This window comes from Pseudomonas sp. HY7a-MNA-CIBAN-0227, from assembly GCF_040310325.1.
Taxonomy (GTDB): domain Bacteria; phylum Pseudomonadota; class Gammaproteobacteria; order Pseudomonadales; family Pseudomonadaceae; genus Aquipseudomonas.
In genome coordinates, this window is sequence record NZ_JBEOPT010000016.1 from 71,615 (window position 1) to 88,477 (window position 16,863).

The window sequence follows — 16,863 nt, forward strand, 5'->3', positions numbered from 1 at the left end:
TTTTGTTAGCTGGACACTTTCAACGCCGCTGTTCGACGGCGTTTCAAGGATGGGCGTTTCGCCCATTTTTTTTATTTTGCACAGCATGCACATACATGCACTAGGGGGTTCAGGTGTCGAGCAAGCTAGAAGAGTTGCAGGCCTTGTTGGCCCCGGTGATCGTGGCCCTAGGCTATGAATGCTGGGGTATTGAGTTTTCGGCTCAAGGTCGTCACTCAATGTTGCGCGTTTATATCGATAAAGAGGGCGGCGTGCTGGTGGACGATTGTGCCATTGTCAGCCGTCAGATCAGTGGTGTCCTGGATGTTGAAGATCCAATCGCCGTTGAATACACCCTTGAAGTTTCCTCGCCTGGCATGGAACGCCCACTGTTCACTATTGAGCAGTTTGCAAAATTTGCCGGTGAACAAGTGAAGATCAAGCTGCGTTCCCCTTTTGAAGGGCGCCGCAACTTTCAGGGCCTTCTGCGCGGTGTAGAAGAGCAGGACATCGTGGTGCAGGTAGAAGACCATGAGTTCCTGTTGCCGATCGATATGATCGACAAGGCCAACATTATTCCCAGTTTTGACTGAGACGCGGATCCCGCGGATCCAATGGCTTGCGAAAGGCGAGGCGTACGATGAGCAAAGAAGTACTGCTGGTTGTTGAGTCGGTATCCAATGAAAAGGGCGTACCGGCAAACGTGATTTTTGAAGCGCTGGAGCTGGCCCTGGCCACTGCTACCAAAAAGCGTTTTGAAGACGAAGTTGATCTGCGTGTGGAAATCAATCGCCACACCGGTGCCTATGAGACTTTCCGTCGCTGGACGGTCGTCGAAGAAGCTGATCTTGATGATCCGGCTATCGAAACCTGGCCAAGCAAGGTTGCTGAAACGCATCCTGGTGCCAGCGTTGGCGATGTCGTTGAAGAAAAGATCGACTCCATCGAGTTCGGCCGCATCGCTGCACAGACCGCCAAGCAGGTCATTGTGCAAAAGGTTCGCGAAGCCGAGCGCGCTCAAGTCGTTGACGCCTATCGCGAGCGCCTGGGGGAAATCATCTCCGGCACCGTGAAAAAAGTGACCCGCGACAACGTGATTGTCGATCTGGGTAACAACGCCGAAGCGTTGCTGGCCCGTGAAGACATCATTTCTCGCGAAACTTTCCGGGTTGGCGTGCGTTTGCGCGCGCTGCTCAAGGAAATCCGCACTGAAAACCGCGGCCCTCAGTTGATCCTGTCGCGTACCGCGCCGGAAATGCTGATTGAGTTGTTCCGCATTGAAGTGCCGGAAATTGCCGAAGGCCTGATCGAAGTCATGGCTGCGTCCCGCGATCCGGGTTCGCGCGCCAAGATCGCGGTCCGCTCCAAGGACAAACGCATCGACCCGCAAGGCGCGTGCATTGGTATGCGCGGTTCGCGCGTCCAGGCAGTGTCGGGCGAGTTGGGCGGTGAGCGTGTGGACATCGTGCTGTGGGACGATAACCCGGCGCAGTTCGTGATCAACGCCATGTCACCGGCCGAAGTCGCGGCAATTATCGTTGACGAAGATGCCCATGCAATGGACATCGCCGTTGGCGCAGACAATCTGGCTCAGGCCATCGGTCGCGGTGGTCAGAACGTACGTTTGGCCAGCCAGTTGACCGGCTGGACCCTGAACGTGATGACCGAATCGGACATCCAGGCTAAGCAGCAAGCAGAAACCGGTGACATCCTGCGCAACTTCATTGACGAGCTGGAAGTCGACGAAGACCTGGCGCAGGTGCTGGTAGATGAAGGCTTCACCAGCCTGGAAGAGATTGCCTACGTACCGTTGGAAGAAATGCTCAACATCGACGGCTTTGACGAAGATACTGTCAACGAGCTTCGCGCTCGGGCCAAGGATCGTTTGTTGACTAAAGCCATCGCTACTGAGGAAAAGCTGGCAGACGCCCATCCGGCCGAAGACCTGCTCTCGCTTGAGGGTATGGACAAGGATTTGGCGATGGAACTGGCGGTGCGCGGCGTAATTACCCGCGAAGACCTGGCCGAGCAGTCTATTGACGACCTGCTCGACATCGACGGCATTGACGATGATCGTGCCGGCAAGTTGATCATGGCCGCCCGAGCCCATTGGTTCGAGTAATTAGGCGCGGCCTGAGGAGAGAAGTGCATGACGCAAGTCACGGTGAAACAACTGGCCGATGAGGTCAAAACACCGGTAGAGCGCCTGTTGCAGCAGATGCGTGAGGCAGGTCTGCCGCACACCGCCGCCGATGAAGGTGTGAGCGATAGTGAGAAGCAGTCTTTGCTGACTCACTTGAAGAGCAGCCACAAGGCGAAAGTGGAAGAACCGCGCAAGATTACATTGCAGCGCAAAACCACCAGCACCTTGCGTGTTGCTGGTAGCAAGAGCATCAGCGTTGAAGTACGCAAGAAGAAAGTCTTCGTACAGCGCAGCCCGGAAGAAATCGAAGCCGAGCGCAAACGTGAACTGGAAGAACGTCGCGCAGTAGAAAATACTGCTCGTCAGAAGGCTGAAGAAGAAACCAAGCGTCGCGCCGAAGAAGAAGCGCGTCGCCAGCCTGCTGGTACTGAAGCAGTTGCGGCACCTGCTGCACCTGTAGAGGCTGTGCGTGAGGCCGCTCCGGTTGCCGCAGCACCAGCCCCTGCAGCTGACGCTCGTAAGCGCGACGAACCTCGTCGTCCGGACAAACCACGTGCCGACGATAACAGTCGTCGTGGCAGTGGTGATGGTGAGCGCAAAAACGCTCCACATCGTGCTTCGGTCAAAGAGAAGGCGCCAACGCCGCGGGTTGCTCCACGTACTACCGACGAAGAAAGCGACAGCTTCCGTCGTGGTGGTCGCGGCAAGGCCAAGCTGAAGAAACGCAACGCCCACGGTTTCCAGAGCCCAACCGGCCCTGTCGTGCGTGAAGTGAAGATCGGCGAGACCATCACTGTGGGCGACCTCGCTCAACAGATGTCGGTCAAGGCAGCTGAAATCATCAAGTTCATGTTCAAACTGGGTACTCCAGCGACCATCAACCAGGTACTGGATCAGGAAACTGCCCAACTGGTTGCTGAAGAGTTGGGCCACAAAGTGACCCTTGTCAGCGACACCGCCCTGGAAGATTCCCTGGCTGAGTCCCTGAAGTTTGAAGGCGAGACCTTCTCCCGCGCGCCAGTCGTGACCGTAATGGGCCACGTTGACCACGGTAAGACCTCGCTGCTCGACTATATCCGTCGTGCCAAGGTAGCTGCAGGCGAAGCCGGCGGTATCACCCAGCACATCGGTGCGTACCACGTTGAAACCGACCGCGGCATGGTCACCTTCCTCGATACCCCAGGTCACGCCGCGTTTACCGCCATGCGTGCCCGTGGTGCCAAGGCGACTGACATCGTGATCCTGGTAGTTGCAGCGGACGATGGCGTAATGCCGCAGACCATTGAAGCTGTCCAGCACGCCAAGGCCGCTGGTGTTCCATTGGTTGTCGCAGTGAACAAAATCGACAAGCCGGGCGCCGATCTTGATCGCATCCGTAGCGAACTGTCGGTTCACGGCGTGACTTCTGAAGAGTGGGGCGGTGATACGCCGTTCGTTTCGGTCTCGGCGAAAGTCGGTACCGGTGTAGACGAACTGCTGGAAGCGGTCCTGCTGCAAGCTGAAGTTCTCGAATTGAAAGCAACCCCTTCGGCCCCAGGTCGTGGTGTTGTGGTTGAATCGCGTCTCGACAAAGGTCGTGGCCCGGTTGCAACCGTTCTGGTTCAAGACGGTACCCTGCGCCAAGGCGACATGGTCCTGGTCGGTTCGAACTATGGCCGTGTACGTGCCATGCTCGACGAGAACGGCAAGTCTATCAAGGAAGCCGGTCCTTCCATCCCTGTCGAGATCCTCGGCCTGGACGGTACCCCGGACGCTGGCGACGAGATGAGCGTACTGTCAGACGAGAAGAAAGCCCGTGAAGTGGCTCTGTTCCGTCAAGGCAAGTTCCGCGAAGTCAAGCTGGCCCGTGCTCACGCTGGCAAGCTGGAAAACATCTTCGAGAACATGGGCCAGGAAGAGAAGAAGACGCTTAACATCGTCCTCAAATCTGACGTCCGTGGTTCCCTCGAAGCGTTGAACGGCGCCTTGAATGGCCTGGGTAACGACGAAGTGCAAGTGCGTGTTGTCGGTGGCGGTGTCGGTGGTATCACCGAATCCGACGCCAACCTGGCACTGGCCTCCAACGCTGTACTGTTTGGCTTCAACGTGCGTGCCGATGCTGGCGCACGGAAGATCGTCGAGCAGGAAGGCTTGGATATGCGTTACTACAACGTCATCTACGACATCATCGAAGACGTCAAGAAGGCCCTTACCGGCATGCTTGGCAGTGACGTCCGGGAGAACATCCTGGGTATTGCTGAAGTCCGCGACGTGTTCCGTTCGCCGAAGTTTGGCGCGATCGCCGGTTGCATGGTGCTCGAAGGTGTTGTGCACCGTAACCGTCCAATCCGTGTACTGCGTGAAGACATCGTTATCTTCGAAGGCGAGCTGGAATCCCTGCGCCGCTTCAAGGATGACGCTTCTGAAGTACGTGCTGGCATGGAATGCGGTATCGGCGTCAAGAGCTACAACGACGTCAAGGCCGGTGACAAGATCGAAGTCTTCGAGAAGGTTCAGGTTGCTCGCAGCCTCTAACTCGCGCACTTCAAGGGCCACGATGGGCCGCGGCACGCAAGTGCCCGGCGCAGCGTCCGGACTCTAAACGCAACGCCCGGTCTGGCTTTTGTCAGGCCGGGCGTTTGCCGCTTTCAGACCCCATGGGTTTCACCGTGTGGCAGTAACAGGTAACAAGACATGGCAAAAGAATACAGCCGTACCCAACGTATCGGCGATCAGATGCAGCGTGAGCTGGCACAGCTGATCCGTCGTGAAGTCAAGGACCCACGTGTAGGCCTGGTCACCATCACCGCCGTTGAAGTCAGCCGCGATGTGGGTCACGCCAAGATTTTCATCACTGTGATGGGTCAGGACAACGCCGAAGATATTGCGCAAAGCATCAAGGTGCTGAACTCTGCCGCAGGCTTCCTGCGCATGCAGTTGGCGCGTGAGATGAAGCTGCGCAGCGTCCCTCAGTTGCACTTCCACTACGACGAAAGCGTCGTGCGTGGCGCGCACTTGTCGGCACTGATAGAGCGGGCCGTGGCTGAAGACAGCCAGCGCCCGGAATCGGCCACACCTGAAGACGCCAAGGAGTAATCGGTGGCTCAGGTCAAACGTATCCGTCGTAACGTCAGCGGCATCATTCTGCTCGATAAGCCCATTGGCTTTACCTCCAATGCTGCCTTGCAGAAAGTGCGCTGGCTGCTCAATGCCGAGAAGGCAGGGCACACCGGTAGTCTTGATCCCCTGGCCACTGGCGTGCTGCCATTGTGCTTTGGCGAGGCCACCAAGTTTTCGCAATACCTGCTTGAGTCCGATAAGGGTTACGAAACCCTGGCGCAACTGGGCAAGACCACCACCACGGCAGACGCCGAAGGTGATGTTTTGCGGGTTCGTGACGTGACCGTTGGTCGTGCTGATATTGAAGCTGCTTTGCCCGCTTTTCGTGGGAAAATCAGTCAGATACCGCCGATGTACTCGGCGCTCAAGCGTGATGGCCAACCCCTTTACAAGCTGGCGCGTGCTGGGGAAGTGGTGGAGCGCGAACCGCGTTCTGTTACTATTGCGCGCTTGGAATTGCTCGCCTGCGAAGGCGACACTGCTCGGTTGGCGGTGGACTGCAGCAAAGGCACCTATATCCGTACCCTGGTGGAAGATATTGGTGAGCAACTAGGCTGTGGCGCATACGTTGCAGAACTGCGACGGACCCAGGCAGGCCCTTTCACCTTGGCCCAGACGGTCACGCTGGAAGAACTGGAAGCCGTACATGCCGAAGGCGGCAACGAGGCGGTTGATCGCTTCCTGATGCCATCGGACAGCGGTTTGCTGGATTGGCCATTGCTGCACTTCTCGGAGCACAGCGCGTTCTATTGGCTTAACGGCCAGCCGGTACGCGCTCCGGATGCCCCGAAGTTCGGCATGGTGCGGGTACAGGATCATAACGGTCGCTTTATCGGTATTGGTGAAGTGAGCGAAGACGGGCGAATCGCGCCGCGTCGACTGATTCGGTCAGAATGACCGGAACCAGTTTGAGGTAAAAGCGCAGCTGCTTTTATACAAACTGGAACGAGGGTGGCTGTTAGCAGGCACGGTCACTACTCATTTTTAGATACAGGGATTTGTCCCTGGCCTGTTGAAACCGTCCCTTGGATGGTTTCCTGATAAAAGGATTGCCTCATGGCTCTCGACGTTCAAGAAAAAGCTCAAATCGTAGCTGACTACCAGCAAGCTGTTGGTGACACTGGTTCGCCAGAAGTGCAAGTTGCACTGCTGACCCACAACATCAACAAGCTGCAAGGTCACTTCAAGGCCAACGGTAAAGATCACCACTCCCGTCGTGGTCTGATCCGCATGGTAAACCAGCGTCGTAAGCTGCTGGATTACCTGAAAGGTAAAGATCTGGGCCGTTACCAGGCTCTGATCGGTCGCCTGGGTCTGCGTCGCTAATCAGCGATTGCGCTAGAGGTTGGCTGTCTGCCGTGTGTCCGTGGGATTCCCGCTGGCCCATGGCAGGCTCCCAGCCTCAAGTTTTATCTGGATACACGTTTTACCCTGGACAGGCGTTGGGCCGACTCCCGACATTGCCCAAGAATTTCGCAAGAAGACAAGTTCCCCAAGAGCCACAAAGAAGGTAGGACACCGTGAACCCGGTAATCAAAAAATTCCAGTTCGGTCAGTCGACCGTTACCCTCGAGACAGGCCGTATCGCCCGTCAGGCCTCCGGCGCAGTGCTGGTCACCGTTGACGACGACGTCAGCGTATTGGTGACCGTTGTTGGTGCCAAGCAAGCCGATCCAGGCAAGGGCTTCTTCCCTCTGTCTGTCCACTACCAGGAAAAGACTTACGCTGCCGGTAAGATCCCTGGCGGTTTCTTCAAGCGTGAAGGCCGTCCTTCCGAGAAAGAAACCCTGACTTCCCGACTGATCGACCGTCCGATCCGTCCGCTGTTCCCAGAAGGCTTCATGAACGAAGTGCAGGTTGTCTGCACCGTCGTGTCTACCAGCAAAAAAATCGATCCGGACATCGCTGCGATGATCGGTACCTCGGCTGCACTGGCAATCTCCGGTATTCCTTTTGATGGTCCTATCGGCTGTGCCCGCGTTGCATTCCACGAAAGCACTGGCTACCTGCTGAACCCGACTTACGAACAACTGAAAGCTTCGAGCCTGGACATGGTCGTTGCCGGTACGTCGGAAGCCGTTCTGATGGTTGAATCGGAGGCCAAAGAGCTGACCGAAGACCAGATGCTGGGCGCGGTACTGTTTGCTCACGACGAGTTCCAGGTGGTGATCAACGCCATCAAAGAACTGGCCGCCGAAGCAGCCAAGCCAACCTGGACCTGGGCTCCAAAGCCAGAAGCCACTGCTCTGCTGGGCGCTATCCGTTCCGAGTTCGGCGACGCGATCTCCCAGGCTTACACCATCACCATCAAGGCCGACCGTTACGCTCGCTTGGGCGAACTGAAAGACCAGGTTGTTGCCAAGCTGTCCGGTGAAGAAGGTCAGCCGACCTCCAGCGAAGTCAAAGCCGCTTTCGGTGAAATCGAATACCGCACCGTTCGCGAAAACATCGTTAACGGCAAGCCACGTATCGACGGCCGCGACACCAAGACTGTACGTCCGCTGAACATCGAAGTCGGTGTTCTGCCTAAAACCCACGGCTCGGCTCTGTTCACCCGTGGCGAAACTCAGGCTCTGGTAGTCGCGACTCTGGGTACTGCCCGTGACGCACAGCTGCTGGACACCCTGGAAGGCGAGAAAAAAGACCCCTTCATGCTGCACTACAACTTCCCTCCGTTCTCGGTGGGCGAGTGTGGTCGTATGGGCGGTGCTGGTCGTCGCGAAATCGGTCACGGCCGTCTGGCTCGTCGCTCGGTTCAGGCCATGTTGCCTGCTGCTGACGTGTTCCCGTACACCATCCGCGTCGTATCGGAAATCACCGAGTCCAACGGTTCCAGCTCCATGGCTTCGGTCTGCGGTGCTTCCCTGGCTCTGATGGACGCTGGTGTGCCAATGAAGGCCCCAGTTGCCGGTATCGCCATGGGTCTGGTTAAAGAAGGTGAGAAATTCGCCGTCCTGACCGACATCCTGGGTGACGAAGACCACTTGGGCGACATGGACTTCAAGGTAGCCGGTACCGCCAAAGGTGTTACCGCGCTGCAGATGGACATCAAGATCAAAGGCATCACCGAAGAAATCATGGAAATCGCTCTGGGCCAAGCCCTGGAAGCGCGCCTGAACATCCTCGGCCAGATGAACCAGATCATTGCTCAGTCCCGTACCGAGCTGTCGGAAAATGCTCCGACCATGATCGCGATGAAAATCGACACCGACAAAATCCGTGATGTCATCGGTAAAGGCGGTGCGACTATTCGTGCGATCTGTGAAGAGACCAAGGCTTCGATCGACATCGAAGACGACGGCTCGATCAAGATCTTCGGCGAAACCAAGGAAGCCGCAGAAGCTGCGCGTCAGCGCGTTCTGGGCATCACTGCTGAAGCCGAGATCGGCAAGATCTACGTTGGTAAGGTTGAGCGCATCGTCGACTTCGGCGCATTCGTCAACATCCTGCCGGGCAAGGACGGTCTGGTTCACATCTCCATGCTGAGCGATGCTCGCGTTGAGAAAGTGACCGACATTCTGAAAGAAGGCCAGGAAGTGGAAGTATTGGTACTGGACGTGGACAACCGCGGTCGTATCAAGCTGTCCATCAAGGACGTTGCAGCAGCCAAGGCGTCGGGCGTTTAATCACCCCGTAGCTGTACGCTGAAAAGGGACTCTTCGGAGTCCCTTTTTCATGTCTGCAGGAAAGTGCCATGAAATCAGCTGTTTAGCCAAACTCAAAAACCGCAACTTGCATGCAGCTACGATTGGCTTCATGCAAATTGCACGATTTCGAAAATTATTATTTTTATAACATGCTGATTTTTAAGGTTTTTTGTTGCTCTCGAAACTTGGCACAGCGTCTGCAATAGTACTGGTAACCCTGCAGCATCAGCGTTTACACGCTGCAGACTTTTTATAAAACAGGAGTTACTCGTATGAAGAAGTTCGCTATCGCTGCTGCAACTGCCACCGCTCTGACCCTGACCATGGCCAACGTGGCTTTCGCTCAAACTTCCCAGGCGCCTATGGTTGTAGCTGCCGGTGAAGTGACCAAGGCCAAGGAAGCGACCTCCGACACCTGGATCACCACCAAAGTGAAAAGTGATCTGGTCACCGAGAAAGGCATTCCTGGTACCGACATCAAAGTCGAAACCAACAAAGGTGTAGTTTCCCTGTCTTCGACCGTCGCTGTGACTGAAGCGCAGAAAACTACTGCGGTGAACATCACCAAGAAGATCAAAGGCGTTAAAGCTGTTTCGGCCGACGGCCTGAAAGCAGAGTAACGCTCAACAAATCGCCTGGACTAGGCGAAGGCGGCGGCGAGCGAGTTAGATATCTGCTCAGTTAGATATCTGCTCAATGCACCTCACAGGTTCATGCGACCGACCACACGGATGTGGTCATTACAGGCCCCGGCACTTGTGCCGGGGCCTGTTCTATGTGGGAGAGGGAATAAGCCGTAGTTGTCGAGCCCTAGCGAGGCTACGACGGCCGCACCACCTCTATCAGGTCGACCCTCAAGTGACACGCAGCCTCGCTAATGCTCGACGGCTATGGGGTGCCGGGTCGTCGTTGGGGTTACTCGGCATCCAGATGCATTTGGGTAATCACCCGACCATCCTTCTCCGCTTGCCCCAGGTTGGCATCGATAAAGTAAACCCGGTCGTCTTCCAGTTGCCCTTTGTCCACCAGGAAGTCCTTGATGCTGCTGGCGCGGTCCTGGCCCAGTTGGCGTAGCAGCACGTCGCTTGCGCTCCAGAACTTGATTACACCGTCCCGCAACTTCGCGGTACGTTCATCACGGCTCAGGTCTTTCCACTCAACTGGCGGCTGCTGTTTCAGACGAGTGCGATAGATGCCTTCCAGGAGCGGCGCTTTTTCGCTTTCGGGTACTTCAATCAGCGACGCCTGGGCCGGGACTTTATCGCCTCGGCGCTGGAGTATCTTGTAGTAGTTGTACTGGTATTCCCGTTCCAGCCGTTGTGCGGCCAACAAAGGCCCGTCACTGCTGGCAGCGGCCGTGCCTTCAATCTCCAGGCGCAGGGCTGGTCGCTCCTTGAGCGCCTTGGCCAAGGTGTTCAGCGCCGATTCGGAATCCTTGCTCAGGTCGCTGGAGCCGGCTGCGAACGACACCGTGCCTAGGTCCTCTGAACCGCCACCGGTAATCAGCCCCCCAATAAACTTGAATGGCGCCTGGGCTGCACGCAGCACCAAGTTGCGCAGGGTCTGCCAGACAATCGGCATCACGCTGAATTGCGGGTTGTTCAGGTCTCCGGTAACCGGCAACTCAATGGAGATTTTGCCGTCAGTGTCCTTGAGCAGGGCAATTGCCAGGCGAATCGGCAGGTCTACGGCGTCTGCACTGTCGACTTTTTCGCCTAACTGCAATTGCTCGACCACTACCTTGTTCTGCGCTTTCAGCTGGCCATTGGTGATGATGTAGTGCAGGTCCAGGTTGAGTCGACCTTTACGGATACGAAACCCGGCGAATTTTCCCGAGTACGGCGTAAGGGTGGTCAGTTCGACGCGTTTGAAGCTGGTGGCGATATCCAGCGCCGCCATCGGGTCAAACGGGTTGACGCTACCCTTGATGGTGACAGGCGCATAGCGGTCGACCTTGCCCTTGATGTCGACGCTGGCGGGTTTGGCCTGACGACTGTCGATGGTGCCGATCTGACCGTTGAGCTGCTGAATGGCGGTGGCGAAGTTTGGGGTCAGGCTGAAGTCGGCAAAGTTGGCTGAACCGTCATTGATCGCAATTTGGCCAATGTGAATACCCAGGGGCTTTTGATTGCTCGTTGCTGATTTGGCCGCCGGCTTCGCGCCACTGTCGGCCGGCTGAGGAATGAGCAGGTCATCGACGTTAGTGGTGCGGTCGTCATTGATCATGAAGCGGGCATAGGGCTGCAGCAGGTTGACCTTGTCGATCGAGAGGCTGTCCCCGTGCTGGTAGTTGAGACCCTCCACCACCAGGCGCTGCCACTTGAGGAAGTCGCGAGTCTTGAGAGTGTCCAAGGTGTGCAACTGATCAACCTGCGCGCGACCGGTGATCTGGAATGCAAGGGGCTCGGTGCTCTTGAGGTTCACGTCGAGATTGCTGCCGAGCATGCCGCTGCGCAGCTCCAGGCGAATGAACGGGCTGATATAGGACTGGGCGACCCGCAGGTCGATGTCCTTGGTGTCCACTTTCAATTTGGCGCTGACCGGGTTCAGGTTGACCTGGCCGGTTGCCTGGATCTTGCCTTGTTTACCCACGCCAGTGTCGAGCTTGAGGGTAAAAGGGCTCTGGTTGAGGCTGTCGAAATTTTGCAAATCGACATTCAGTGGGCCCAGCTCCAGCGCTACCGCCGGTTTAGCCTGGCGGTCAGCCAAATGCACCTGATAGTTGCGCAGTTGGACGTCCTTGAGCAGCACTTGCCAGGGTTTGCTGGGTGCGGCGGGTGCAGGCTTTGGCGAGTCGGCGGTGGCGGGTGCAGTCGCGGGCTCAGGTGCTGCTTGAGGCTTGCTCGGCTGGCTGGCGAACAGCTTCTGCCAGTCCAATTGGCCGTCGGCTTCAAGGGCTGCCCAGGTTTCGAGTTTATTGCTGCGGATCTTGCCGACGATCACTTGCTGCTTGGCCAGGTCCACCGTCGTTTCGCTGACGTCCAGGCGCTCCAGGCGTACCAGTGGCCGGCCATCTGGCGCCTTGATGGCAAAGGGCGCGATGCTTACGGACGTATTGGTCAGGTTCAGCTCGGTTTCCTTGGCCAGGTTCAGCTTGTAGTCGGTGCTGAGGTTGAGCAAGCCGTCTTCGAGGACCAGCGGCAGCGCGTCACGCACATACGGCCACCAGACCTTCATCTTGCCATCGGTGACCTTGAGCTTGCCCTCGGACGCAATCGGCACCAGGCTGAAGTTACCGCTCCAGTCGATCTGACCGCCCTCAGGGCCGGCTGCGACCAAGGTCATATCGGCATTGTCGTCGGGCAGCGTGCTGAGGTTTTTTAGCTCGAAGTCGAGTTTGTCGTAGAGAAATTCAATGGGTTCGCTGGGGCGCAAATCCTGGAAGTGTACGTAGCCGTCGGCCAGCTTGATGCGCTCGATGCGCAGCGGGAACGGCTTGCTGTCAGGGTCGACAGGGGTGGGCTCACTGGCAGGCAGTTTGAACAACTGCGCGAGGTTGAGTGTGCCGGACTTGTTGAACAGCAATTGCGTCTTAGGCTTGTCCAGTTGTACGTCTGTCAGGTGCAGGGCGCGGGTCCAGAGGCTGTCTATCTGCAGATTGGCATACAGGCGTTCAAAACCCACCTGCTCTTTGCCCGGTTCGCCGATTTTCAGGCCCCAGAGGGTCAGCTCAAGGCTGAACGGGTTGAGCTCTATCCGCTCGATGCGCGCTGGCACGGTGGCGTAATTGGCCAACTGTTGATTGGCCACGCGAAGGGCAATACCGGGCAGAATCAGGAAGCCCAGCAAGCTGTAGAGTGCAAGGGCGGTCAGCAAGGCGCCAGCGGCGCGTATCAATCCTTTGGGCATGTGAGGCGCCATCTACGTCGATTAGAAGTGCCTTGGAGTATGGCACGGGTTTACGGTTCCGAAGAGCAGCGCCTTTATTGCTGTAGGCGGATACTTTTGGGGCAAGTCTTACAGTTGCAGGATCAGGGTCTTTAGCGGTGGCTGCTGGTCTTGTGAGGGAAAGTCGGCGCCCGGGGTCATGATTTTCCAGTCGCGGACCGGACGCCCGGCTTTTTCAGCGCAACGCAGTACCTGCTCACGCCAGTCATCCATGCTGACTTTTGCCAGGTTGTTGCAGCAGATCAGCACGCCACTATCGGCCGTCGCCAGCAGTGCCGGCTTGAGCAGGCTTTGATAGTCACGCAGCAGGTCGACGGTGCCGAAGGCGCTTTTGGCCCAGGCTGGCGGGTCGAGTAACACCAGGTCGTATTGGCGTTGCTCCAGGCGTGGATAACTCGGCAGTTTCTGGCCGCGCCGCTGAGTGATCGGCAGACCAGCCAACTGGCGGATTGCCGGGAAGTAGTCCGATTGCACAAACTCCATGGCCGGCAGCTGCGGGTTAAGCTGACCGTTTTCGCGACCGACCGCGAGGTTGCTCTCGGCGAAATCCAGGTTGCACACTTCACGGGCGCCACCGGCCGCTGCGCTCAGGCCCACGCCGCAGGTGTAGGCGAACAGGTTCAGTACGCTTTTGCCGGCACTGTGGTCCTTGACCCAACCGCGGGTGTTGCGCAGGTCGAGAAACAGCAGGGGGTCTTGCCCAACATGGCGGCCGCGCACGCGGTAATTGAGTCCCCATTCGTGGCCGACCAGGTTTTCCAGGGCGGCAGGTTCGGCGCAGTAGACGGTGTCTTCGCGGTCGATGCGCGAGTTGCCTCGGGAGCGGTCGTTGTAGACCAGCAGCAATTCCAGGCCCAGGTGCTGATTGATGGCTTGGTGCAGCTCCAACAGATCGCCTCTTTCCAAGGACTGGTGAAAGCTTTGTACCAGCAGCTGCGGGCCATAGCGGTCGATGGTCAGGCCGCTGGCGCCTTCCTGGCTGCCGTGAAACAGGCGATAGCTATCGGTGCCTTGCGCGTGAAGCTCAACAAGCAGGTCTTGGCGATGATCGAGGGCGGCGCGCAGCGCCTGATTCAGGGAAGACATGGAGCGCGCCTTGGGTGATTGGGGGCGCAGGAGTTTAACAGTTCTCAGCTCTGTGGTGCCGCTGACGCAGTTATCGCGGGCAAGCCCGCGATGTTTTTAATGCAGGCCCATACGCCTGTGGGCTCTTTGTACTGAGCCGTTACGCATTGCCCAGCGCAACAACGGCGCACTACGCCTGACACCTGCGCGGATCAGTTGGCGTTGCAATGGGCTTTGTTGTTGCCCAAGCATGTCGCTGGCCCAGTTCGGCAGCAGATCAATACCGGCCCGCATCATCAGCGAGCCAAAGGGCTTGGCCAGGGTGCTGGGGGCGGGCGCCTTGAGCAGCAGTCGCATCACTTCTCGACTGCGATCGTCACACAGCAGTTGTGGTCGAATTCGTTCGAGGTAGTCGGCCACTTCCTGACGTGAGCGCGGCACATGACGAGCCCCCAGTTGCTCGGCGACCAGGGCGATTTCGGTGTAGTACCGGTCCTGATCCCTTGGCGATAAATCCGGGTTGCGATAACGCAGATGGGCGGCGAGGAAGTTGCTGACTTCAGCCACATGCACCCAGGTCAGTAACTCCGGGTCGCTGGCGGCATAGGGTCGGCCATCAGGCGCATGCCCGACCACTTGCAGGTGGATGGTGCGCACCTTTTCGATCAGCCACTCGGCGTCGCGACGGGAACCGAACGTGGTGCCGGAAATGAACTGCGAGGTGCGCCGCAAACGCCCGAGCATGTCTTCGCGAAAATTCGAATGGTCCCAAACCCCGGCCAGCGCCAGGGGGTGCAACGCCTGCAGCATCAAGGCGCTGATGCCGCCGATCAACATACTGCTGAAGTCACCATGGACCTGCCAGCTCACCGAGCCCGGACCGAACAGGCCTGGATCGCCCTTGGGGTTTTCTAGGTCCAGATTGCCCAGGGACAGCCCCGTCAGACTCATCAGTTGGGTTTCGATGCGGCTACGCAGAAATTCCATGGCGACTCGGGTTTTCCTATCGGTTCAGGCGTTTGTCGATCAGACCCTCGACCACGCTGGGATCGGCCAGGGTCGAGGTATCCCCGAGGCTGTCCAGTTCGTTGCAGGCGATCTTGCGCAGAATGCGCCGCATGATCTTGCCGGAGCGGGTTTTCGGCAAGGCCGGCGCCCATTGGATCAACTCGGGCTTGGCAAAGCTGCCGATCTCTTTACTGACCAGTTCCAGCAAATACTTTTTCAGTTCGTCGCTGGGCTCGACGCCATTCATCGGCGTGACAAACGCATAAATGCCCTGGCCCTTGAGGTCATGGGGATAACCTACCACCGCTGCCTCGGCCACCTTGTCATGCAGCACCAGGGCGCTTTCGACCTCAGCAGTACCGATGCGGTGGCCCGATACGTTGATCACGTCATCAATGCGCCCGGTGATCCAATAGTCACCGTCCTCGTCCCGTCGCGCACCGTCGCCGGTGAAGTAGTAACCGGGATAGGGCTTGAAGTAGGTGTCGATCATCCGTTGCGGATCGCCATAGATGCTGCGGATCTGCCCTGGCCAACTGGACTTGATTGCGAGAATGCCGCTGCCAGCACCGCTGATTTCCTTGCCTTGCTCGTCGAGTAGCACCGGTAGCACGCCGAACATCGGCTGGGTCGCACACCCCGGCTTGATGCGTTGGGCGCTGACCAGTGGGCTGAGCATGATGCCGCCGGTTTCAGTCTGCCACCAGGTATCGACAATCGGGCAACGTTGTTCGCCGACCGCATTAAAGTACCAGTCCCAGGCTTCCGGGTTGATCGGCTCGCCGACACTGCCCAACAACCGAAGGCTGGCGCGGGAGGTATTTTCCAGTGGGCCGTGGCCTTCGCGCATCAGGGCGCGCAATGCGGTGGGAGCGGTGTAGAAGATATTGACCTGGTGTTTGTCGATCACTTGCCAGAAGCGCGAGCTGTCCGGATAACTTGGCACGCCCTCGAACATTAACGAGGTCGCGCCATTGGCCAGCGGCCCATAGACGATGTAGCTGTGGCCAGTGACCCAGCCGACATCGGCGGTACACCAGAACACCTCGCCGTCGCGGTAATCGAGCACGTATTTGAAGGTCATCGCCGCTTGCAACAAGTAGCCGCCGGTGGTGTGCAATACGCCCTTGGGTTTGCCGGTGCTGCCGGAGGTGTAGAGGATAAACAGCGGGTCCTCGGCGTCCATGGGTTCGGGTGGGCAGTCGGCGCTCACGGCGTCCAATGCCTGTTGATACTTGAGGTCGCGGCCCTCCACCCAATTGACTGCCGCGCCGGTACGCTCAATCACCAGCACCGTGCTGACGTTGGGGCAACTGGCCAGAGCCTTGTCGACATTCTGTTTCAGCGGCACGGGTTTACCGCTCCGTACGCCTTCATCGGCAGTGATCACGGTGCGGCAGTCTGCGTCGAGAATACGGTCGCGCAGGGCGTCCGGGGAAAAACCACCAAACACCACCGAGTGCACGGCACCGATGCGCGTACAGGCCAGCATGGCGTAGGCCGCTTCGGGGATCATCGGCATGTAGATACACACACGATCGCCTTTCTTCACGCCGCGGTTTTTCAGGACGTTGGCCAGGCGGCAAACGTTTTGATGAAGTTGGCGGTAGGTGATTTTGGAGGATTTTGTAGGATCATCGCCCTCCCAGATGAAGGCCGGCTGATTGGAGCGTTGCGCAAGGTGACGGTCGATGCAGTTGTAACTGACGTTCAGTTGACCACCGGCAAACCAGCGGGCGGCGCCGGTGTTGATGTCCGATTGCTGGACGCTTTGCCAGGGTGTGATCCAGTCGAGAAAGCGCTTGGCCTGTTCAGCCCAGAAGGTGTCGGGTTGCTCGATGGATTGGCGGTAGAGGCGCTGATAGTCCTCTTGACTGAGTTGCGCAGCTCGGCGGACGGCATCGGCGTTGGGGAACGTGCTGATATCGAACATGAGGGATCCTTATTCTTGTTATTTGCGACAAGAGATAAAGATGCACCCTGTGGAGGGAGGGTTCAAGGCCAACATCCAAACGGACGTTGGCCTCTTGAGGC

At 57.8% G+C, this 16,863-nt stretch carries 12 protein-coding genes; 8 read left to right on the forward strand and 4 right to left on the reverse strand.

Annotated features, from left to right (window positions below; genetic code table 11):
- Positions 1-113: 113 nt before the first annotated feature.
- The 8 genes from rimP (at position 114) to AAEZ06_RS22410 (ending at position 9,488) form a co-directional block, all read left to right on the forward strand.
- Positions 114-572: a ribosome maturation factor RimP gene (rimP, locus tag AAEZ06_RS22375; protein WP_133103508.1), complete on the forward strand. Its 459-nt coding sequence runs from the start codon at positions 114-116 to the stop codon at positions 570-572.
- 47 nt (positions 573-619) lie between these two features.
- Positions 620-2,101: a transcription termination factor NusA gene (gene nusA / locus AAEZ06_RS22380; RefSeq protein ID WP_149413224.1), complete on the forward strand. Its 1,482-nt coding sequence runs from the start codon at positions 620-622 to the stop codon at positions 2,099-2,101.
- A 27-nt stretch (positions 2,102-2,128) separates the two neighbouring features.
- The gene (gene infB, locus AAEZ06_RS22385) at positions 2,129-4,636 is read left to right on the forward strand and encodes a translation initiation factor IF-2 (RefSeq protein ID WP_149413223.1); all 2,508 of its coding nucleotides are present in this window, start codon (positions 2,129-2,131) and stop codon (positions 4,634-4,636) included.
- A gap of 159 nt (positions 4,637-4,795) precedes the next feature.
- Positions 4,796-5,197, forward strand: a complete 402-nt coding sequence (gene rbfA / locus AAEZ06_RS22390) for a 30S ribosome-binding factor RbfA (RefSeq protein ID WP_133103511.1) — start codon at positions 4,796-4,798, stop codon at positions 5,195-5,197.
- A gap of 3 nt (positions 5,198-5,200) precedes the next feature.
- Positions 5,201-6,118: a tRNA pseudouridine(55) synthase TruB gene (gene truB, locus AAEZ06_RS22395; RefSeq protein ID WP_149413222.1), complete on the forward strand. Its 918-nt coding sequence runs from the start codon at positions 5,201-5,203 to the stop codon at positions 6,116-6,118.
- Positions 6,119-6,277: 159 nt separating this feature from the next.
- Positions 6,278-6,547 (forward strand): 30S ribosomal protein S15, encoded by a 270-nt coding sequence (rpsO, locus tag AAEZ06_RS22400; protein WP_003176135.1) that lies wholly within the window; start codon positions 6,278-6,280, stop codon positions 6,545-6,547.
- Between the two features lie 194 nt (positions 6,548-6,741).
- A complete protein-coding gene (gene pnp / locus AAEZ06_RS22405) occupies positions 6,742-8,847 on the forward strand; it encodes a polyribonucleotide nucleotidyltransferase (protein ID WP_133103513.1) in 2,106 nt (701 codons plus the stop codon).
- A gap of 293 nt (positions 8,848-9,140) precedes the next feature.
- Complete coding sequence (locus AAEZ06_RS22410; RefSeq protein ID WP_025857115.1) at positions 9,141-9,488, forward strand: BON domain-containing protein; 348 nt, start codon at positions 9,141-9,143, stop codon at positions 9,486-9,488.
- A gap of 295 nt (positions 9,489-9,783) precedes the next feature.
- On the opposite strand, the gene AAEZ06_RS22415 is transcribed toward AAEZ06_RS22410, so the two are convergent.
- The 4 genes from AAEZ06_RS22415 to acs all read right to left on the reverse strand — a co-directional run bounded on the left by AAEZ06_RS22415 (position 9,784) and on the right by acs (position 16,762).
- Positions 9,784-12,717, reverse strand: a complete 2,934-nt coding sequence (locus AAEZ06_RS22415; protein WP_350616299.1) for a DUF748 domain-containing protein — start codon at positions 12,715-12,717, stop codon at positions 9,784-9,786.
- A 108-nt stretch (positions 12,718-12,825) separates the two neighbouring features.
- Positions 12,826-13,842 (reverse strand): class I SAM-dependent rRNA methyltransferase, encoded by a 1,017-nt coding sequence (locus AAEZ06_RS22420; RefSeq protein ID WP_149413220.1) that lies wholly within the window; start codon positions 13,840-13,842, stop codon positions 12,826-12,828.
- A 96-nt stretch (positions 13,843-13,938) separates the two neighbouring features.
- A complete protein-coding gene (locus AAEZ06_RS22425) occupies positions 13,939-14,808 on the reverse strand; it encodes an oxygenase MpaB family protein (protein WP_149413219.1) in 870 nt (289 codons plus the stop codon).
- Between the two features lie 16 nt (positions 14,809-14,824).
- On the reverse strand, positions 14,825-16,762 hold the full coding sequence (gene acs / locus AAEZ06_RS22430) for an acetate--CoA ligase (RefSeq protein ID WP_350616302.1): 1,938 nt from the start codon (positions 16,760-16,762) through the stop codon (positions 14,825-14,827).
- Positions 16,763-16,863 lie beyond the last annotated feature (101 nt).